Raw genomic sequence first — 19,322 nt, forward strand, 5'->3', positions numbered from 1 at the left:
CCGGCGCCTGGAGGAGCGGCGGGAGCGCAGCGACCAGAGCGGGGGAAGGCGGCGGCGTGAGGCGACCGAGCCCGCCTCACGAAGTGAGGCCATGAACACTGTCAGGGCCGCGGCACGCGGGTCGAGCGGAAGTAGCGGTCGCGGGCGAGCTGGGTGAAGGCGCGGGCCGCGCCCGGATCGGAGTCGAAGCTCGTGTTGCCGCGCGGCGCCCGCGGCGAGTCGAAGTACAACAACGCCTTGATCTGCGGATACCGCTTGATCTGTCTCAGCACCGACTCGAAGAACCGCCGTTTGAACGCCCGGTCGGCCGGCCGCTCGAACACCCCCCACTCGGCCACCATGACCGGCTTGCCGGGGAAGCGGGCCTGCATCCACCGGTAGAACCCCGGCCACTGCCCGTACTCCTTGCGGGTCTTGTTCACCAGCCCGTCGAAGTCGTGCACCCGGTCGTCGGCGTACGGGTCCATGGCCACCCAGTCCACCACGTCGTCGCCCGGGTAGAGGTCCTCGAACCAGGGCTTGGCCGCCCAGTTGGGCGCCCCCATGTACGTCATGACCGTCACGGCGTTCTTCACCCCGCGCTCGCGCAGCCTGAGCACGACGTGCCGGAACATCGCCGCGTAGTCGGTGGCCTGCATGCCCGACCCCGAGCGGGCGTTCACGTCGTTCTCCGGCTCGTGGTGGAGGGTGAGGAAGAAACGTTCGGGGAAGGTGCGCCTGAGGTAGGCGGCCAGGCGGTCGATCCGGCGGTCGAGCGCGCCGTCGGCGATCTCGGCCCAGGTGCGGTCGAACGACGGCTTCCAGTTGATCATGAGCAGCCTGGGCCGGGCAGGGTCGCGGGCCAGGCCAACCTCCTGCGGGGTGGGGAACAGCTCGCTGCCGCGGTGGTAGACGTGCAGCACGTCGGCGCCGACGCCCATGCGGGACTCGGCCCCGCGCAGCGCCTCGGCCACGGGTGCGCCGGCGAAGACCTCGGGCGCCACTCCCCACCAGGCGCCGCAGGAGGGGATGAGCCTGGCGGTGACCGCGCAGGAGGGCGCGCCGGCCAGTTCGGCCGTGCTGGTGTCGACCCGGGCGGGCGCGCCCTCGGCCGTCGAGCAGGCGGCCAGGAGGGTGAGCACCGCGCAGATGATTGCGGTTTTCGTCGCGAAATGAGAAAAGCCCCGATGCTGCAACGCCTTCCAACCCCCTTGTCGACGGACCCCCGCCTTTCAAACCTGAACCTTGCCATGCCATTCCTCGAACTTCAGCCAGTGTGCTCGTCTGCCCAGCTCAACCCCACCGCCTACCCGCCCACCTTTTCTGGAAATATCCATTTAAAAAGGGGCAACCTGGCGGCCGTACCGGAAAAAATCTTCAGTATTCGACTTGGGTAATATCCGTCCGGCCTATAGTGGGCGCACACTGCGGCAAGTGACGCAGCGTTGCCCACCCGCGACAGCGCGCATCCCCTCCAGGAGACCGTCCTCATGAGCCCGTCGCCGGATCTCCAGGCGCGCCGCCCGCCGGGCGCCGACCTGGACGAGCACCTTTCGCTGCTGCGCAGGCGGTGGCTGCTCCTCGTCGGCTGCGTCGTGGTCGGCGGCACCGCCGGGCTCGCCCTGATGCGGGCCACCCCGCCGGCCTACACCGCGATCACCCAGGTCCTGGTCACGCCCGTGGACGGCCAGGACCAGGGCAACCAGGTGAGCAACCGGCAGCGCGAGCCGCTCAACCTCGACACCGAGGCCCAGATCGCCCAGTCGGCGGTGGTCTCCGCCCGGGTCGCCCAGGCCCTGCGGATCACCGCGCCCCGGCCGGTCGAGGTCTCGGTGCCGCCCAACTCCGCCGTGTTGTGGATCTCCGTGACCGACGCCGACCCCGTGGCCGCCGCCGCGCAGTCCCGCGCCTACGCCGACGCGTACCTGGCCAACAGGCGCGAGAGCGCGAAGGCCGCGATGGCCGAGCGGCAGCAGGCGGTGCTGGCCAAGCTCAAGCAGGTCGACACGGGCCTCGACACGGCCATCAAAGAGGTCGGCCGCCTGCCCAAGGGCAGCGCCGAGCACGCCATCGCCACCCAGCGCCAGAGCGTGCTCAACCGGCAGGCCGCCAGCCTGGCGCTCAAGTACGACGCGCTGCGCACGGTCGCGGTGACCCCCGGCTCGGTCATCAGCGAGGCGCTGCCGCCGACCCGGCCCAGCTCGCCCAGCCTGCCGCTCTTCCTCGGTACCGGCCTGATGGCCGGCCTGCTGCTCGGCGCGGCGGCAGCCTACGCCCGCGACCGGCTCGACACCCGGCTGCGCACGGCCGCCGACGTCGAGCGGCTGACCGGGCTGCCCGTGCTGACCGACCTGTCCGCCTCCCGCGAGCACGGCGTGCTGCACGAGCTGGCCTGCGCCGTGGTCGCGGCCTGCCCCGGCCAGCGGCTGCTGGTCCGGTCGCTGCCCCCCGACCTCTACGCCTCCTCGCTGGCCGAGCCCCTGGCGATCAGCGCGCCCCTGTCGGTGCTCGACGGCTCCGACGTCCGCGATCTGGCCAGGGCCGACGCGGCGCTGCTGCTGGTCGGGCTGGGCCGGGTCGGCGCGCCGGAGGTGACGGCGGCGGCCCGGCAGCTGGAGCGGCACGACGTCCCGGTCGTCGGCGTGGTGACGGCCACCGACGCGGTGCCGGAGTTCGTCCCGCTGCTGGAGCCGCGTACCCACACCTCGCTCGGCAAGCTCGTCGCCACCGGCGAGCTGGAGGTGAGCCTGGCGGCCGAGACCACGCCCATGCAGTCGTTCCACCACCGGCAGCGCAAGCAGACGTGACAGGACCAGCCTGGCCGATCGCGGCGCTCCTGCTCGGCTACCCGATCTGGTGGGCGCTGGGGTTCGGCGGCCTGTCGGTGATCGTGCTGGCCGTGCCGATGGCGGTGATCCTGTGGCGGCGCCGGCCGGTCCGGGTGCCCCACGGGTTCGGCCTGTGGCTGCTGCTGCTCGCCGGCTACCTGCTGAGCGCGATGATGCTGGACGAGCTGCCGCCCGGCACGTACGGCGACCTCAGCAGCGGCCGCCTGATCGGCTGGGCCATGCGCCTGGCCCTGTACGTGTCCGTCCTGGTCATGGTGCTCTACCTGGGCAACCTGACCGAGCGCGAGCTGCCGCAACTGCGCCTGGTGCGCTGGCTCGGCGTGCTGTTCCTGACCACGGTCGCCGGCGGCCTGCTCGGCATGGTCTTCCCGCACTTCGGCTTCACCTCGCCGGTGGAGCTGCTGCTGCCCGGCTGGATCAGCGAGAACTCCTTCGTCCAGAACCTCATCCATCCCACGGCCGCCCAGACCCAGAAGGTGCTCGGCTACTCCTCCCCCAGGCCGGAGGCGCCCTTCGAGTGGGCCAACGCGTGGGGCAGCAACGCGTCGGTGCTGCTGATCTGGTTCGTCGTCGGGTGGTGGACGTACGGCGGGCGGGGGCGCCGGGTGCTGGCGGTCCTGGTGATCGCCCTGGCCGCGATCCCGGTCGTGTACTCGCTCAACCGCGGCCTGTGGATCGGGCTCGGGCTGGCCGTGGCGTACCTGATCGTGCGGGTGGCGGGCCGGACCAGGGTCGCGCTGTGCGCGGCGGTGGCCGCCGGGCTGGTGGTGTTCGCGCTCAGCCCGCTGGCCTCGGTGTTCGCCCAGCGGCTGGACAAACCGCACTCCAACGACGTCCGGGCCTTCACCATGACCGCCACGGTCGCCGCGGCCCGCCACTCGCCGGTCATCGGCTACGGCAACACCCGCAACTCGCTGGGCAACCACCGCTCGATCACCACCGGCAAGACCCAGTGGTGCGCGGCCTGCGGGCACCCGCCGCTCGGCAGCGACGGGCAGCTCTGGCTGCTGCTGATCACCCAGGGCTTCACCGGGGCCGCCCTCTACGTGGCCTTCTTCCTCGGCGCCATCCGCCGCCACTGGGCCGACCGCTCCCCGATCGGGCTGGCCGGGGTGCTGGTGATGGGTCTCGTGCTGCTCTACATGTTCGTCTACGACGGCCTGGTGACGCCGCTGAGCCTGTATCTCATCTCGTTCGCCCTGCTGTGGAGGAACGCATGAAGGACGCCTCCGCGCGGCTCGGATACCTCCGTGAGACCGTGCGCCTGCTGTATCCGGGCACCGGGGCGCCACGGCCGTACTCGGTGCTGCCGCACCGGCTGCTGCCCCGGCGGCTGGCCCCGCGGCGCTGGTGGCACGTGGGGGGCGCGGTCACCGTGCCGGTCGAGGACTCCATCGCGGCCTACCTGGGCGAGGTGTTCGACGCGCCCGTGGAGACCGTGCTGCACGTGCGTCCCGCGCTGCGGCCCAACCGCAAACCGGTGCTGGAGGCGCGTACCGGGGGGCGGCTGCTGGCGTTCGTGAAGGTCGGCGACGGCCCGCTGGCCCGTGAGCTGGTCGGCCGCGAGGCGGCCGCCCTGCGCGGTCTGGCCGGGACGCCGCTGAAGACCGTCGTCGTGCCCGACGTGCTGCACCACGGCGAGTGGCGCGGCCTGCCCGTGCTGGCGCTCTCGCCGCTGCCCGTACGGCGCGGCCGGGTGCCTCCGTCCCTGCTGCACGCCGCGATCAGGGAGATCGCCGTCACCGGCGGCCCCGAGCCGGCCTGGCACGGCGACCTGTCCCCGTGGAACATCTGCCCGTCCGCCGACGGCCGGCTGCTCGTCTGGGACTGGGAGCGGTACGAGACCGGCGTCCCCTACGGCCTCGACGCCGTGCACCACTTCTTCCAGCGGGCGCTGCGCAGGATGGACCCGCCCACGGCGGCCCGCGCCTGCGTGGCCAGGGCGGCCCGCGAGCTGGCCCCGCTCGGCCTGTCGTCGGCCGCGGCCAGGCGCACGGCGCTGCGCTACCTCATCGTGCTGGCCGACCGGCACGCCGCCGACGGCCACTACCCGCTCGGGCCGCCCGAGACCTGGCTCAACCCGGCCGTCGACCACGAGGAGCTGCTGCCATGAGGACGATGAAGCGGCCGGTGTTGTCCTTCTCACGCCTGGCGGGCCGGTTCACCTCGGGCGCGCGGGTGTTGCCGTCGTTCCTCATCGTGGGGGCGCAGCGGTGCGGCACGACCTCGCTCTACCGGGCGCTGGCCCAGCACCCGCTGCTGCTCAAGCCCGTCCTGCACAAGGGCGTCCACTACTTCGACGTCGGCTACCACCGGCCGATGGCCTGGTACCAGGCGCACTTCCCGCTGCGGGCGGGCGCGGCGCTGCTCGCCCACCGGTACGGCGGTCGCACCCAGGCGTTCGAGTCGTCCCCCTACTACCTGTTCCATCCGCTGGCCGGGGAGCGGATCGCCGCCGACCTGCCCGGGGTCAAGCTGATCGTCCTGGTCCGCGACCCGGTGGCGCGGGCCTGCTCGGCCCACGCCCACGAGCTGGCCAGGGGCTTCGAGTCCGAGTCGCACTTCGAGTCCGCCCTGGAGCTGGAGGCCGAGCGGCTGGCCGGGACCGAGGAGGGCCTGCGCGTGTCGCCGTTCGCCGAGCACCACTCGCACCGCCACCACGCGTACGTGGCCCGCGGCCGGTACGCCGACCAGCTCGACCGCCTCGAACCGCTCTTCGGCCGGGACCGTCTCCTGGTGCTCGACAGCCACCGGTTCTTCGCCGAGCCCGAGACCGCCTACGACCGCGTGCTGGAGTTCCTGACGGTGCCGCACCTGGGCTATCCGGCGTTCGAGCGGCACAACGGCAGGCCGCTGCCCCGGCCCGTGCCGCGCGTGCTGGAACAGGCGCTCAGGGACCATTTCGAGCCCTACGACGCGCGGCTGACGCGCTGGCTGGGCGGTGAGCCGTCGTGGCGCCGGTGATGGTGCGGCGCGGGATCGCCGGGCTGACCGGGGCCGGGGTGAGCGCGCTGGCGCAGTTCCTGGTGGCCGTGGTGGTGACCAGGGCGTTCAGCCCGGCGCAGGCCGGGGCGTTCTTCAGCGTGACGGCCCTGGCCCTGATGGCGGCCGGCATCGCCAAGCTGGACGCCGGCAACGGGCTGGTGTACTTCATCGCGCGGGCGAAGACGTACGGCTATCGCGGCATTTCTGGATATTTCCGGGCGGCCATGGTGCCGTGCGCGCTGGCCGCCTGCGGGGCCGCGGTGCTGCTGGAGCCGCGCATCGGGCTGCTGGCCTGGGCCCTGCCGGTCATCGTGCTCGGGGACGTCGCCCTGGCCGCCACCCGCGGGTTCGGCTCGATGCGGCCCACCGTGCTGCTGGACGGCGTGCTGCTGCCCGCCGCGCAACTCGTGCTCGTCGCCTGGGCGGCTCTCGCGCACGCGCCGGAATGGCTGCCGGCGGCCTGGGCGCTGCCCTTCCTGCCGCTGCTCGTCCTGGCCCTCGCCGATCTGCGCGGACGGGCGCCGCGCACGCCGTACCTGCCGGGGACCGGGCGTGACCTGTGGCGGTACACCGCGCCGAGGTCCGTCGCCGGCGCCATCCAGGCCGTGTTCCAGCGGCTGGACATCGTGGTCGTCGCCTGGCTGGGCGGGCCGGCCCAGGCCGCCGTCTACACGGCCGCCACCCGGTTCCGGGTCGTCGGGCAGCTCGCCAACCAGGGGCTGGCGCAGGCCGTACAGGAGCGGCTGGTCCGGGCGCTGGCCGACGGGGAGCTGGGCCGGGCGCGCGAGCTGTACCAGGCCACCACGATCTGGCTGGTGCTGCTGACCTGGCCGGTGTGGCTGGGCTACGCCGTCCTCGCGCCGTGGCTGCTGCGCGTCTTCGGCCCCGCGTACGGCGCCGCCGCCCCCATCGCCCTCGTCCTGGCCGGGACGATGCTGGTGGCCACGGCCTGCGGCATGGTCGACGTCGTCCTGACCGCCGCCGGCCACACCCTGGCCAGCCTGCTCAACCTCCTGGCCGCGATCGCCTGCACGGTCGCGCTCGACCTGGTCCTGATCCCCTCCCACGGCGCGTTCGGCGCGGTCGTCGGCTGGTCGTGCGGGGTGATCGTGAAGAACCTGCTCCCCCTGTGGCAGCTCCACCACCGCTACGGCCTGCGCCCGTTCGGCCGCCACACCCTGCCCGCCCTGCGCCCGCGCACCTGGGCGACGGTCGCGTGAACGCGCCCGTCCTGGTCACCGGCCTGCCGAGGAGCGGCACGAGCTGGGCCGGCAAGATGCTCACCGCCGGGGGCGGCCTGGTCTACGTCAACGAGCCGCTCAACCCGCAGCACCCGCCCGGCCGCTGCCCCGGCGTGCTCCGGGCCGAGGTCACCCACAGGTTCCAGTACATCTGCGACGACAACGCCGCCGACTTCCTGCCCGCCTTCCACGACACGGTCGCCCTGCGCTACCACTGGCTCCCCGAGCTGCGCGCCAACCACTCCCCCTATGACCTGGCCCGCCTGGCGCGTTACGGCACCGCGTTCGTGTTCGGCCGCCTGACCGGGCGCCGGGCGCTGCTCGACGACCCGTTCGCGGTGCTGTCGGCCGGGTGGTTCGCCCGGCGGCTCGGCTGTGCGGTCATCGTCCTCGTCCGGGATCCGGTGTCGTTCGCGGCGAGCTGGCGGCGGCTCGGCTGGCGGTTCGACGTCCGCGACCTGCTGGGCCAGCCGCTCCTCGTCCGCGACCATCCCGGCCTGCTGGACCTGCGCCCGCTGCTCGGCTCCGCCGACGACCTGGCCACGACCGCCGCCCTGTGGCGGGCCGCCCGGTCGGTGCTGGCCGCCACGCCCGGCGTCCTGATCAGCTCGTACGAGTCCCTGGCCGAGGACCCGGTCACCGGCTTCAAGAGCCTGTACGCCCACGCGGGCCTGCCCTGGACGCCGTCCGCCGAACGCCGGATCGTCCGGGCCTGCACCACGCCGTCCCGCCGGTCGGCGGCCTTCGCCTGGTCGGGCCTGTCCCGTACGGCCTTCCGCCCGATGGACTCCCGTCACGCCCTGGCGACGGCGGCCCGGGGACTCACCGCGCAGGAGGCGGCCCGCGTCCGGGCGCTCACCGCCTGAGCCTGGTCAGCAGGCAGCCGGTGAGCAGGCGTACCGCGAAGGGGAGGTCGTCCACGAGGTAGCGCCGCGCCAGCCGTCCGGGCTCGCTCACCAGCCGGAACGCCCACTCCAGCCCGGCCCGCCGCATCCAGCGCGGGGCCCGCTGGACCGTCCCGGCGGCGAAGGCGATGGCCGCCCCGCATCCCACGAACCACGCCTCGGGCAGCTCCTCGCGCAGCTCAGCGATGAGCAGGTCCTGCCGGGGGAAGCCCAGCCCGACGAACACCAGGCGGGGCCGCGCCGCGACCACCCTGCGCCGCACCCGCTCCCTCCCCTCCGCCGTGTCGTCGAAGTGGTACGGCGGCGCGTGCACCCCCGCCACCTTCAGCCCGGGACGGCAGCTCCTGAGCTCGTCGGCGGCCAGCTCGGCCACCCCCGGCGGCCCGCCGAGCAGGTACACCGGCCAGCTCCGGGCCGCGGCCACCTCGCTGAGCGACCAGATCAGGTCGGCCCCGGTGACCCGTCCGGGCAGCGGGGTGCCGAGCAGCCTGGCCGCCCACACCAGCGGCATCCCGTCGGCCACCACGATGTCGGCCGAGCGCACGAGCTCCTGGAGGGCGGGGTCGCGGGCGACGGCCCGGCAGATGTCGACGTTGGGCGTCACGATGCGCCCGCCCCGGCCGGCCGCCGCCTCCGCCGCCACCCACCGCACCACGTCGGCCTCGGCGACGACGTCCACCCCGACCCCGCCGACCTGCACCCGCTCCCGGGCTTCCCGCTCAGGAGGGCTTCCCGCGCTCCCGCCCCGGGCAGGAGCAGCCGGCCCAGGACCGGCCAGGCCCAGCCGGGCGCCCCCGGCCGCGAATCCACGGGCCCTGACGGCACCGGACTCGGGGGCGTGGGCCCTGGCCGACGCCGACTCGGGGCCGTGGGGCCGCGCGGAGGCGGGTTCGGGGGTGGAGGGGTGGGTGGGGGTGGGTTTCGGGGTCGGGGGGCGTTGGGCGGGGACGGCCGGGGTCCGGGTTCTCGGCGGGGTCATATGCCGCGCCCCCGTCCGTGCAGCAGCCCGAGCACGGTCGCGGCCGGGACGAGCCCCGCCGCCACGGCCAGCGCGATCGGGGCGCGCGGCTCACCCGGCCGCGCCCCGAACGTCCGCAACGCCCACCGGACCGCCGCGCGCCGCCGTCCGAGGGCCGCGTACGCGAAGGCGAGCTGGCCGTAGACCCGTGCCGCGCCGCGCCGGTCGGCGGCCAGTTCGGGGTGGCGGGCGAGCATCCACTCGAGCCCCGCGATCCGGTCCGCCCAGCGGGCCGCGTAGTGGGACGTGCCGCCCCACCGCACGCGGACGAGCGGCCGGTCGACGTGCGTGATCGGCCGCCGCCGGGCCGCGCGCAGGGCCAGGTCCCAGTCCTCGTTCTGGCCGCCGGGGGCGCTCTCGTCGGCCCACAGGGCCCCGCGACGGAACAGGAACGTCGAGGAGTGCACCATCACCATGCGCGACCGTACGAGGTCGGCCGCGGTCACCGTGTCCGTGCCCGCGAGCCTGACCACCCGGCGCCGCCCGTGCTCGACCTCGATGGCGCAGCTCGCGAACTCGCCACCGGTGGCGGCCAGCGCCCGCGCCTGGGCGGTGAGCTTGCCCGGCAGCCAGAGGTCGTCGTCGTCGCAGAAGGCGACGAGGTCGGTGTCGAGGGCCGCGATGCCGGTGTTGCGCGCCCCCGGAAGCCCAGGGGTACGGCTGTTCGCCAGAACGGGCACGCCCAGCGCCGGCAGCGGATCAGGGCGACCGCGCACCCCGTCGGCGACGACGACCACGGCGAGCCGCCCCGGATAGTCCTGGGCCAGCACGCCCGCCACGGCCTCACGCAGCGGCCCGGACCGGTCGCCACAGGTCGGGATCACCACGCCCACGGACGGCATCGCGGTCACGCGGCGGCCTCCCGGTAGCCGTACCGGACCCGGAGCGGCCAGGTGAGCGCGGTGACCAGCCGCCGGTCGCGGACCGGCAGCCCCGAACGCCACGAGTCGTCGCACCGCAGCCGGATCCCCCCGACCTGGAAGCGCATCGGGTTGCCGGACGCGGTGTGCGCGGGCCCGAGCCGCGCCGTCGTGCCTTCCAGGAACGGCAGGCCGGGGACGTCGAGCCCGAGGAAGCCCGCCAGCGCGGTCAGCGTGGGCTCCGGGTGGGCGATCAGGTCCTCGTAGCGCACCCGGGTCACCAGGGCCCCCTGGCGGGCGAGGAGCTCAAGGCCGGCGTTCTGGGCCGTCCAGTGGAGGGCCGTGCGCAGCGGCCCCCAGCGGGTCATGGGACGCCCGTCCTCGGGCCGCTCGACGGTCCTGCGCCAGGAGTGCGCCACCGCCCGCGGATCCCTGACGACGTGCACGACGCGTACGTCCATCCCGGCCGCGACCAGGCAGTGGGCGAGCGAGGCGTGCTTGCTGGAGTCGATCACGACGGGCGCGCCGGTCGCCTCGTAGATTCTCCGGTAGGCCCGCGCGTACTCGGCCAGGTCGGGATGCGCGATGCGCCCCATCCGGTGGGTGCGATCGACCCGCTGCCGCAACGTGAGCATGCGCTCGGCCAGCGAAGGCCGCCATCCGCCGAACGCCGCCCGGCCCACCTGCCGCCAGAAGTCGCAGGAGGCGAAGGCCGCGCCGCAACCGCAGGGCTCCCCGGCCAGCACCCCCCTCGACCACAGGTGGACCACCTCGCCGAGCGCCACCACATCGGGCAGCTCCGCGAGCAGCCGCTCCAGCAGAGTGGTACCACTACGGCCGAGGCCCCCGAGGAAGATCACTCGGGTGGCGGATGCGCGATCGGTCACAGGGAAGGGCCTTCACGTCGCCGACACGGAACGCGACGACCCTAGCGCGGAGGGTAATCGAATGGTCAGGGAACCCCGCAAAGATCTACCGAAAAGGCGAACGGCCCGGCGTGGCGTCGCCGGGCCGTTCGGAACGGTTCAGCTGGCGTCGAGGATCATCCCGGCGCCGACCGTGCCGTTGGTGGCCTCGTCCACGAGGATGAAGCCGCCCGTCAGGCGGTTGCGGGCGTAGTCGTCGACGAACAGCGGCTGGGTGACCCGCAGCGACACCCGGCCGATCTCGTTCAGGCCGAGCGAGGTGGCCTCCTCGTCGCGGTGCAGCGTGTTGACGTCGAGCCGGTAGTGCAGGTCGCGCACCAGCGCCCGCGCCGTACGGGTGGTGTGCTTGATCGTCAGCTTGGTGCGCGGGGCCAGCTTGAGGCCGTCGGCCATCCAGCAGACCATGGCCTCGAGCTCCTGGGCCGCCTGCGGCTGGTTGTTGGGCCTGGCGATCATGTCACCGCGCGAGATGTCGAGGTCGTCCTCGAAGCGCAGCGTGACCGACATGGGCGGGAACGCCTCCTCCACCGGCCCGTCGAACGTGTCGATCGAGGCGATCCGCGTGTTCAGCCCGGACGGCAGGTGCGTCACCTCGTCGCCCGGCTTGAGCACCCCGCCCGCGACCTGGCCCGCGTAACCGCGGTAGTCGTGGAAGGCGTGGTCGGTGGCCTTCTGCGGCCGGATCACGTACTGGACGGGGAAGCGCACGTCGACCAGGTTGCGGTCGGAGGCGATGTGCACGTTCTCCAGGTGGTGGAGCAGTGAGGTGCCGAGGTACCAGGGCATGTTCTCCGAGCGCGAGACGACGTTGTCGCCGTTGAGCGCGGAGATCGGGATGAACGTCAGGTCGGTCACGTTGAGCTTGGAGGCGAAGGAGGTGAACTCCTCCCGGATCTCCTCGAACCGCTCCTGCGAGTAGTCGACCAGGTCCATCTTGTTCACGGCCAGCACCAGGTGCGGCACGCGCAGCAGCGAGGTCAGGAACGCGTGCCGGCGCGACTGCTCCAGCACGCCCTTGCGCGCGTCGATGAGGATGATCGCCAGGTCGGCCGTGGAGGCCCCGGTGACCATGTTCCTGGTGTACTGGATGTGGCCGGGCGTGTCGGCGATGATGAACTTGCGCTTGGGCGTGGCGAAGTAGCGGTAGGCCACGTCGATCGTGATGCCCTGCTCGCGCTCGGCCCGCAGGCCGTCGGTCAGCAGCGACAGGTCGGTGTACTCGGTGCCGCGGTCGCGGGAGGTACGCTCGACCGCTTCGAGCTGGTCCTCGAAGATGGCCTTGGAGTCGAAGAGCAACCGTCCGATGAGGGTGGACTTGCCGTCGTCGACGCTTCCCGCAGTGGCAAAGCGAAGAATGTCCATCAGAAGTAGCCCTCTCGCTTGCGGTCCTCCATGGCGGCCTCGGACGCGCGGTCGTCGGCCCTGGTGGCCCCCCGCTCGGTGATCCGGGTGGCCGCGATCTCCTCGATGATCTCCTCGACCGTGGCGGCCTTGGACTGCACGGCGCCGGTGCAGGTCATGTCCCCGACCGTGCGGTAGCGGACGACCGCCTCGAACAGCGGCTCGTCGTCGCCGCGCGACACGACGTCGGAGTCGGGCAGCAGCATGCCGTCGCGCTCGAACACCTTGCGGGTGTGCGAGAAGTAGATGGAGGGGATCTCGATGCCCTCGCGCCGGATGTAGTCCCAGATGTCGAGCTCGGTCCAGTTGGACAGCGGGAAGACCCGGATGTGCTCGCCCTTGCGGATGCGGGAGTTGTAGAGGTTCCACAGCTCGGGGCGCTGGTTCTTCGGGTCCCACTGGCCGAAGTCGTCGCGGAAGGAGAACACGCGCTCCTTGGCGCGGGCCTTCTCCTCGTCACGCCTGGCCCCGCCGAAGACGGCGTCGAACTCGTGCTCCTCGATCGCGTCGAGCAGCGTGGTGGTCTGCAGGCGGTTGCGCGAGGCGCGCCGCCCGGTCTCCTCGACCACCCGGCCGCTGTCGATCGACTCCTGCACGCTGGCCACGATCAGGCGCGCGCCCAGCTCCTCGGAACGGCGGTCGCGGAACTCGATGACCTCGTCGAAGTTGTGCCCGGTGTCGACGTGCATCAGCGGGAACGGGATGGCCGCGGGCCAGAACGCCTTCTCCGCGATGCGCAGCATGACGATCGAGTCCTTGCCGCCGGAGAAGAGCAGACACGGCCGCTCGAACTCCGCCGCCACCTCGCGCATGATGTGAATGGCCTCGGCTTCGAGTACGTCGAGCTGCGACGTCGTGTAGTCGCGCTGGAGCATGGGCGCTTCCTCCGGCGGTTAGCGATGCAGGTCCCGAATTCCGGCGAGCAGGGATGTCGCCAGCTCCGGTAGGGAAACCAGGATATCCGGTAGTGACGGGTCGGCTTGGTTGTAGGTCAGCTCCGAACCGTCGACGCGGCTGGCGAACGCCCCGGCGGCCTGCGCGACGGCGACGGGGGCCGCGGAATCCCACTCGTACTGGCCACCGGCGTGCACGTACGCCTCGACCTCGCCGGTGAGCACCGCGGAGATCTTCGCCCCCGCCGAGCCGATCGGCACCAGGTCGGCCCCCAGCAGGTAGGCCAGCTTCTGGACGAACTCCGGCGGCCGGGTACGGCTCACCGCGATGCGGAAGCGGCCCTTCTCGAACTCCGGCAGCGCGGGCGGCTCGGCGGTCGTCAGCGTACGGCCCTGCGCGGGCAGCGCCACGGCGCCCGCGGTCAGCTTGCCGCGCTCCCACAACGCGACGTGCACGGCCCAGTCGGACCGGCCCTCCTCGGAGAACTCGCGCGTGCCGTCGAGGGGATCGACGATCCACACCCGCTCGGCGCCCAGCCTGCGGGGGTCGAGCCGCTCCTCGCGGGTGGCCTCCTCGGACAGGACACTGTCACTGGGACGCAACCGCGCCAGCGCCTCCATGAGGAACACGTGCGCGGCCCGGTCGCCCTCCGCGCGCAACGCGGCGGAGTCGGCGAACCCGGTGTGCTCGCGGACCCGCAGCAGCCTCTCGCCCGCCTCTGTCGCCAGGTCGCCGGCCACAGCATGGTCGTCACGAATCGTCATCAATATGCTCCTTGCCCGCGGGCGACGGCCGACCAAGTCTTCCACAGGATCTGGAGGTCCAGCGTGAGGGACCAGTTCTCCACGTAACGCAGGTCGAGACGGACGGATTCCTCCCACGATAGGTCAGATCGTCCGCTCACTTGCCACAGCCCGGTCAGCCCCGGGCGCACCAGAAGCCTTCTGCGCACGTCGTCACCGTAGCGCGCCACCTCCTCGGGAAGCGGCGGGCGGGGGCCGACGAGCGACATGTGTCCGAGGAGCACGTTGATGAGCTGGGGCAGCTCGTCGAGGGAGTGGCGGCGCATCAGCGTGCCGAGCGGCGTCACGCGCGGATCGTTGCGGATCTTGAACAGCACCCCGTCGTGGTCGCTGACCAGGGTGATCTTCTGCTGCTCCGAGCCGCGCCGCATGGTACGGAACTTCAGGATCGTGAACGGCCTGCCGTCTTTCCCGATCCGGACCTGGCGGAACAGCGCGGGCCCCGGACTGGTGCCGCGTACGGCCACGGCCAGGGCCGCCAGCAGCGGCGACAGCAGCACCAGCAGCACGGCGGCGACGACCCGGTCGAAGACGTTCTTGACCAGTTGCCGGGCGCCGGTGAGCTCGGGGTGCTCGACGTGCAGCAATGGCAGCCCGGCGGCCGGCCGGATCATCGTGCGGGGGCCGGCGACGTCCATCAGGGCGGGGGCGACCACCAGCTCGGTGTGGGTGCGCTCCAGGCGCCAGGCCAGCCGGCGCAACGCGTCGCCGTCCATCTCGGGGCAGGCCAGCACGGCCACGGTGTCGGCGCGGACCTGGTCGACGACCAGCGGCACGTCGCCGAAGTCGCCCGCCACGGGCACCTCGGTCAGCACCCCCGGCGGCTCGCCGTAGGGCAGGCAGGCGGCCACGACGTCCATGCCGTGGTGGCGTTCCCTGCGGAAGAGGTGGACCAGTTCGGCGATCGAGGCCGGGTGGCCGACCGCGACCACCCGGCGCATGCAGGCCCCGGCTGCCCTGCGCCGGTTGAGCGAGCGCCGCAGCAGGTAACGCGCGACCAGGGTGAGCAGCGTGACCAGGGGCAGCGCGAGCACGACGTAGCCGCGGGCGACGTCGGTCTTGGTGACGTACGAGCCGATGGCGGTGGCCGCGGTCAGCGCCACGCCGGCGTGCACGACGCGGCGGAACTCCTCGGAGCCGACGCCGATCATGCGGGGCTCGTAGGCCCGGTTGAGGGCGACCGCGCAGATCCACACCCACGGCAGCACCACGCTGACCAGCAGGTACGGCAGCACGTAGGGGGTGAACCCGCCGAACCTGCCGCAGAAGGCAGCGGCGGACCCGATGCCCGCTCCGCACAGGTCGCCCACGACGGCACGCAACCGGTAAGAACGCATCCACGCCGGAGTCACCGGGCTGACCCGCCACGAGAGGGCCGCGCCGGACTTCACGAGCTCTCCTGCCTCACTCCGTGAGGCGGCCTCGGTCGCCAAATGCCGTCTTCCCCCGCTCCGCTCCCGCCGTTGCTCCGGGCGGTGGCACGCACGCCTCTGTGTGCCCGTTCCCGAACGGACAGTCACCGATGCTAGCCGCGCGTGCGCCGCGACAGGCGGCGAACGGTTCTATGCGGCGATCAGCGCGGAGGGCCGGAAATGTGCAGATCAGCCCGGTGGAAGTCGTTCTGGGTGGCTTCCAGGCCACGGGCCATGAGCGACTCGACGACGTCGGCGCCCCGGTCGACGAGGAAGGGCAGATCCTTGCGCTCGACGGTGACGAAGTCTCTGAGCACGAAGGTGGCCGGGTCCATGCGGCCGGGCGGCCGGCCGATGCCGAAGCGCACCCTCAGGTAGTCGCGGGTGCCGAGGACCTTGGTGATGGACTTGAGCCCGTTGTGGCCGTTGTCGCCGCCGCCGAGCTTGGCGCGCAGCGCGCCGTAGGGGACGTCGAGCTCGTCGTGGACGACGATCAGCCGGTCGGGGCCGATCTTGTAGAAGTCGGCGAGCGCCTTGACCGGCCCGCCCGAAAGGTTCATGAACGTCAGCGGCTTGGCCAGCACCGCGGCCCGCGTCTCCAGCACCTCGGACCTGCTCTTGTGCGCCTTGAAGCGCCCGCCGGCCCGCGCGGTCAGCTCGTCGAGCACCATGAAGCCCGCGTTGTGCCTGTTGCCCGCGTATTCGGGCCCCGGATTGCCCAGTCCGACGATCAGCCAGCGGTCCATGTGCTCCCCTTGCAGCGGAACGGGGGCGGCCTCGCGCCACCCCCGTTCGCGGGACGTGCTTACTCGGCGGCGGCCTCGGCGCTCTCGCCCTCGGCGGCCCCGGCGGCCTCGCCCTCGGCGGCCTCGGCCTCGGCGGCGGGCTCCTCGGTCGGCTTGCCGATGACGTGGAGGACCACGGCCTCGGGGTCGGCGGCCAGCGTGGCGCCCGACGGCAGCTGGAGCTGCGCGGCGGTGATCACGGTGCCGACCTTCATGCCCTCGACGTCGACCTCGACGCCGGTGGGGATGTGGGTGGCCTCGGCCTCGACGGCCACCGAGACGAGCTGCTGGTCGAGCAGGCCCTCGGAGTTGACGTCGCCGGTCGTGGTGACCGGGATCTCGACGGTGACCTTCTCGCCGCGCTTGACCAGGAGCAGGTCGACGTGCTCGACGAAGCCCTTGATCGGGTCGCGCTGCACGCCCTTGGGCAGGGCCAGCTCGTCGACGCCCTCACCCTGGAGGCGGATCAGCACGTTGGGCGTGCGGAGGGCGAGCAGCACCTCGTGACCGGGCAGGGTCAGGTGCTTGGGGTCGATGCCGTGCCCGTAGAGGACGGCGGGCACCTTGTCGGCGCGGCGGATCTTGCGGGCGGCGCCCTTGCCGAACACCGTGCGCGGCTCGGCGGCGATACGTACTTCAGACATGACATCTCCTAGGGATGCAGAGATCGGCTTGTGAGGCGCTCCCCCTCACCCGCCCTAGCGGAAGGCGTTACGAGCGCAACCCGTACAGCTTACTCGCTCAGGTGTCGCCCTCGAACAGGCTCGTGACGGAGCCGTCGGTGAAGACCTCGGTGACGGCGCGGGCGATCAGCGGGGCGATCGAGAGCACCGTCAGCTTGTCGAACCTCTTGGTCTCCGACAGCGGCAGCGTGTTGGTCACGATGACCTCGGAGATGCGGGAGTTCTTCAGCCGGTCGACGGCGGGGTCGGAGAAGACCGCGTGGGTGGCGGCGACGATCACGTTGGTGGCGCCCTGCTCGTAGAGGGCGTCGGCGGCCTTGCAGATCGTGCCCGCGGTGTCGATCATGTCGTCGATCAGCACGCAGGTGCGGCCGCTGACCTTGCCGACGACCTCGCTGACCTTCACGGAGTTGGCCACGTCGAGGTCGCGGCGCTTGTGGATGAAGGCCAGGGGCGTGCCGAGGGTGTCGGCCCAGCGCTCGGACAGGCGGACGCGGCCGGTGTCGGGCGAGACGACGGTCGTGTTCTCCAGGTCGAGCTTGTTCTTCAGGTAGCTCTCCAGGACGGGCATCGCGAACAGGTGGTCGACGGGACCGTCGAAGAAGCCCTGGATCTGCGAGGTGTGCAGGTCGATCGACATGAGCCGGTCGGCGCCCGCGGTCTTGAACAGGTCGGCCATCAGCCTGGCCGTGATGGGCTCGCGGCCGCGGCCCTTCTTGTCCTGGCGGGCGTAGCCGAAGAACGGCATGACCACGGTGATGCGCTTGGCGGAGGCCCGCTTGAGCGCGTCGACCATGATGAGCTGTTCCATGATCCACTTGTTGATGGGGCCGGTGTGGCTCTGGAGCACGAAGGCGTCGCAGCCGCGGACGGACTCAAGGTAGCGGGCGTAGATCTCGCCGTTGGCGAAGTCGATCAGTTTGGTGGGGGTGAGCGAGACGCCGACGTGCTCGGCAACCTCTTCGGCCAGCTCTGGATAGGCCCGGCCGGAGAAGAGCATGAGGTTCTTCTCGCCCGGCTGTTTGATGCTGGTCACTGTTCGTTCTCCTGCTGTGCTCGCTCGGCCAGCGCCCGTTCGGCGGCTGCGGCCGACTTCGTGCCCGCGCGCTTGCGCAAGACCCATTTCTCGATGTTGCGCTGTCGCGCCCTGGCCACGCCCATCGCCCCTGGGGGTACGTCGCTGACGATCACGGATCCGGCCGCGGTGTTGGCGCCGTCGCCGATCGTCACGGGGGCGATGAGCATGGTGTCGCAGCCGACGAACGCGCCGTCGCCCACGGTGGTGTGGTGCTTGTCGACCCCGTCGTAGTTGACGAAGACGGTGGAGGCGCCGATGTTGACGTCTTCCCCGATGGTGGCGTCGCCGGCGTAGGTGAGGTGGGGCACCTTGGAGCGCTCGCCGACCTTGGTGTTCTTCATCTCGACGAACGTGCCCGCCTTCGACCTGCGGCTGAGCACGGTGCCGGGGCGCAGGTAGGCGTAGGGGCCGACGTTGGCCTCGGGGCCGATCTCGGCGTTGTCGCAGACCGAGTTGCGCACCACGGCGCGCTCGCCGACGCGGGTGTCGGTCAGCGTGGTGGCCGGGCCGACCTCGGCGCCGGCGCCGAGGACCGTGCGGCCGTGGAGCTGGGTGCCGGGGTGGACGACGGCGTCGGGCCCGATCTCGACGCCCACGTCGACCCACGTGGCGGCCGGGTCGATGACGGTGACGCCGGCGCGCATGTGCTCCTCCAGCAGCCGCCGGTTGAGCACCTCGCGGGCGAAGGCGAGCTGGACGCGGTCGTTGACGCCCTCGACCTCGACGTAGTCGGCGGCCACGCAGGCGCCGACCCGGTGGCCGTCGCCGCGCAGGATGCCGAGGACGTCGGTGAGGTACTCCTCGCCCTGGGCGTTGTCGGTGGACACGCGCTTGACGGCGTCGGCGAGCAGCAGGCCGTCGAAGGCGTAGATGCCGGAGTTCATCTCCTTGATCGCGCGCTGCTCGTCGTCGGCGTCCTTCTCCTCGACGATCTCCAGCACGGCGCCGGAGGGGTCGCGGATGATCCGGCCGTAGCCGGTCGGATCGGGCACCTGGGCCGTCAGCACGGTGACCGCGTTGCCGTCGGCGGCGTGCTTGTCGAGCAGGGTGGCAAGGGTACGGGCGCGCAGGAGCGGCACGTCGCCGTAGGTGACCAGGATCGTGCCGGCGATCGTGCCGACCTCTTCGAGCACGGTACGGACGGCGTGGCCGGTGCCGCGCTGCTCACGCTGGACGACGGCGCGCGCGTCGGGGCTGGTGGCGGCCAGATGACCGCCGACCTGTTCGAGCGCATGGCCGATGACCACGATGAGCCGTTCGGGACCGAGGTCGCGGGCGGCGGCGAGCATGTGGTCGACCAGCGCGCGGCCGCACAGCTCGTGCAGGACTTTCGGGGTCTGGCTCTTCATCCGGGTGCCCTCGCCCGCGGCGAGGACGATGACGGCTGCCGGGCGCGGCACACTCACGGACTGAGACTCCCTGTGACTGGACGGATCAGGGTCGTCGGCGCGGCTACCGCACCGCAACCCTCCCGACACCGTGAGGATACCTGCCCGGTTCAGA

18 protein-coding genes are annotated in these 19,322 nt (G+C 72.3%); 6 read left to right on the forward strand and 12 right to left on the reverse strand.

The features are described 5' to 3' along the window. Nucleotides 1-101 precede the first annotated feature (101 nt). On the reverse strand, nt 102-1,121 hold the full coding sequence (locus ACIHAD_RS28425) for a glycoside hydrolase family 26 protein (protein ID WP_397357673.1): 1,020 nt from the start codon (nt 1,119-1,121) through the stop codon (nt 102-104). Nucleotides 1,122-1,469: 348 nt separating this feature from the next. Between ACIHAD_RS28425 and ACIHAD_RS28430 the strand changes: the two genes are divergently transcribed. From ACIHAD_RS28430 to ACIHAD_RS28455, 6 genes are read left to right on the forward strand one after another with little or no spacing between them, the layout of a single operon-like run. Next, a complete protein-coding gene (locus tag ACIHAD_RS28430) occupies nt 1,470-2,786 on the forward strand; it encodes a Wzz/FepE/Etk N-terminal domain-containing protein (protein WP_397357674.1) in 1,317 nt (438 codons plus the stop codon). Continuing rightward, complete coding sequence (locus ACIHAD_RS28435; RefSeq protein WP_397357675.1) at nt 2,783-4,048, forward strand: hypothetical protein; 1,266 nt, start codon at nt 2,783-2,785, stop codon at nt 4,046-4,048. Before ACIHAD_RS28430 ends, ACIHAD_RS28435 begins: the two co-directional genes overlap by 4 nt. Next, nucleotides 4,045-4,941 carry a hypothetical protein gene (locus tag ACIHAD_RS28440; RefSeq protein WP_397357676.1) on the forward strand — a complete coding sequence of 299 codons (897 nt, stop codon included), beginning with the start codon at nt 4,045-4,047 and terminating at the stop codon, nt 4,939-4,941. Before ACIHAD_RS28435 ends, ACIHAD_RS28440 begins: the two co-directional genes overlap by 4 nt. Further along, nucleotides 4,938-5,792, forward strand: coding sequence for a sulfotransferase (locus tag ACIHAD_RS28445; protein ID WP_397357677.1), 855 nt, complete (start codon nt 4,938-4,940; stop codon nt 5,790-5,792). The genes ACIHAD_RS28440 and ACIHAD_RS28445 overlap by 4 nt, the downstream gene beginning before the upstream one ends. Then, nucleotides 5,780-7,033: a lipopolysaccharide biosynthesis protein gene (locus ACIHAD_RS28450; RefSeq protein ID WP_397357678.1), complete on the forward strand. Its 1,254-nt coding sequence runs from the start codon at nt 5,780-5,782 to the stop codon at nt 7,031-7,033. Before ACIHAD_RS28445 ends, ACIHAD_RS28450 begins: the two co-directional genes overlap by 13 nt. Beyond that, the gene (locus ACIHAD_RS28455; protein WP_397357680.1) at nt 7,030-7,920 is read left to right on the forward strand and encodes a sulfotransferase; all 891 of its coding nucleotides are present in this window, start codon (nt 7,030-7,032) and stop codon (nt 7,918-7,920) included. The genes ACIHAD_RS28450 and ACIHAD_RS28455 overlap by 4 nt, the downstream gene beginning before the upstream one ends. On the opposite strand, the gene ACIHAD_RS28460 is transcribed toward ACIHAD_RS28455, so the two are convergent. From ACIHAD_RS28460 to glmU, 11 genes are all read right to left on the reverse strand, one after another. Then, complete coding sequence (locus ACIHAD_RS28460; RefSeq protein ID WP_397357681.1) at nt 7,910-8,938, reverse strand: WecB/TagA/CpsF family glycosyltransferase; 1,029 nt, start codon at nt 8,936-8,938, stop codon at nt 7,910-7,912. The two genes, ACIHAD_RS28455 and ACIHAD_RS28460, sit on opposite strands and share 11 nt — an antisense overlap. Next, complete coding sequence (locus ACIHAD_RS28465; protein WP_397357724.1) at nt 8,935-9,819, reverse strand: glycosyltransferase family 2 protein; 885 nt, start codon at nt 9,817-9,819, stop codon at nt 8,935-8,937. Before ACIHAD_RS28465 ends, ACIHAD_RS28460 begins: the two co-directional genes overlap by 4 nt. Before the next feature lie 5 nt (nt 9,820-9,824). After that, nucleotides 9,825-10,724 carry a sulfotransferase family protein gene (locus ACIHAD_RS28470; protein ID WP_397357682.1) on the reverse strand — a complete coding sequence of 300 codons (900 nt, stop codon included), beginning with the start codon at nt 10,722-10,724 and terminating at the stop codon, nt 9,825-9,827. A 138-nt stretch (nt 10,725-10,862) separates the two neighbouring features. Then, nucleotides 10,863-12,125, reverse strand: coding sequence for a sulfate adenylyltransferase subunit CysN (gene cysN, locus ACIHAD_RS28475; RefSeq protein WP_397357683.1), 1,263 nt, complete (start codon nt 12,123-12,125; stop codon nt 10,863-10,865). Then, nucleotides 12,125-13,039: a sulfate adenylyltransferase subunit CysD gene (gene cysD / locus ACIHAD_RS28480; RefSeq protein ID WP_397357684.1), complete on the reverse strand. Its 915-nt coding sequence runs from the start codon at nt 13,037-13,039 to the stop codon at nt 12,125-12,127. The genes cysN and cysD overlap by 1 nt, the downstream gene beginning before the upstream one ends. An 18-nt stretch (nt 13,040-13,057) precedes the next feature. Next, nucleotides 13,058-13,822: a 3'(2'),5'-bisphosphate nucleotidase CysQ gene (locus ACIHAD_RS28485; protein WP_397357685.1), complete on the reverse strand. Its 765-nt coding sequence runs from the start codon at nt 13,820-13,822 to the stop codon at nt 13,058-13,060. Beyond that, nucleotides 13,822-15,198, reverse strand: a complete 1,377-nt coding sequence (locus tag ACIHAD_RS28490; protein ID WP_397357725.1) for a sugar transferase — start codon at nt 15,196-15,198, stop codon at nt 13,822-13,824. Before ACIHAD_RS28490 ends, ACIHAD_RS28485 begins: the two co-directional genes overlap by 1 nt. A 236-nt stretch (nt 15,199-15,434) precedes the next feature. Next, the gene (gene pth, locus ACIHAD_RS28495; protein ID WP_397357686.1) at nt 15,435-16,019 is read right to left on the reverse strand and encodes an aminoacyl-tRNA hydrolase; all 585 of its coding nucleotides are present in this window, start codon (nt 16,017-16,019) and stop codon (nt 15,435-15,437) included. A gap of 59 nt (nt 16,020-16,078) precedes the next feature. Continuing rightward, nucleotides 16,079-16,702, reverse strand: coding sequence for a 50S ribosomal protein L25/general stress protein Ctc (locus tag ACIHAD_RS28500; protein WP_397357687.1), 624 nt, complete (start codon nt 16,700-16,702; stop codon nt 16,079-16,081). 97 nt (nt 16,703-16,799) lie between these two features. Continuing rightward, nucleotides 16,800-17,777 carry a ribose-phosphate diphosphokinase gene (locus tag ACIHAD_RS28505; RefSeq protein ID WP_397357688.1) on the reverse strand — a complete coding sequence of 326 codons (978 nt, stop codon included), beginning with the start codon at nt 17,775-17,777 and terminating at the stop codon, nt 16,800-16,802. Then, nucleotides 17,774-19,225: a bifunctional UDP-N-acetylglucosamine diphosphorylase/glucosamine-1-phosphate N-acetyltransferase GlmU gene (glmU, locus tag ACIHAD_RS28510; RefSeq protein ID WP_397357689.1), complete on the reverse strand. Its 1,452-nt coding sequence runs from the start codon at nt 19,223-19,225 to the stop codon at nt 17,774-17,776. Before glmU ends, ACIHAD_RS28505 begins: the two co-directional genes overlap by 4 nt. Nucleotides 19,226-19,322 lie beyond the last annotated feature (97 nt).

Source organism: Nonomuraea sp. NPDC052265 (assembly GCF_044547985.1).
Taxonomy (GTDB): domain Bacteria; phylum Actinomycetota; class Actinomycetes; order Streptosporangiales; family Streptosporangiaceae; genus Nonomuraea.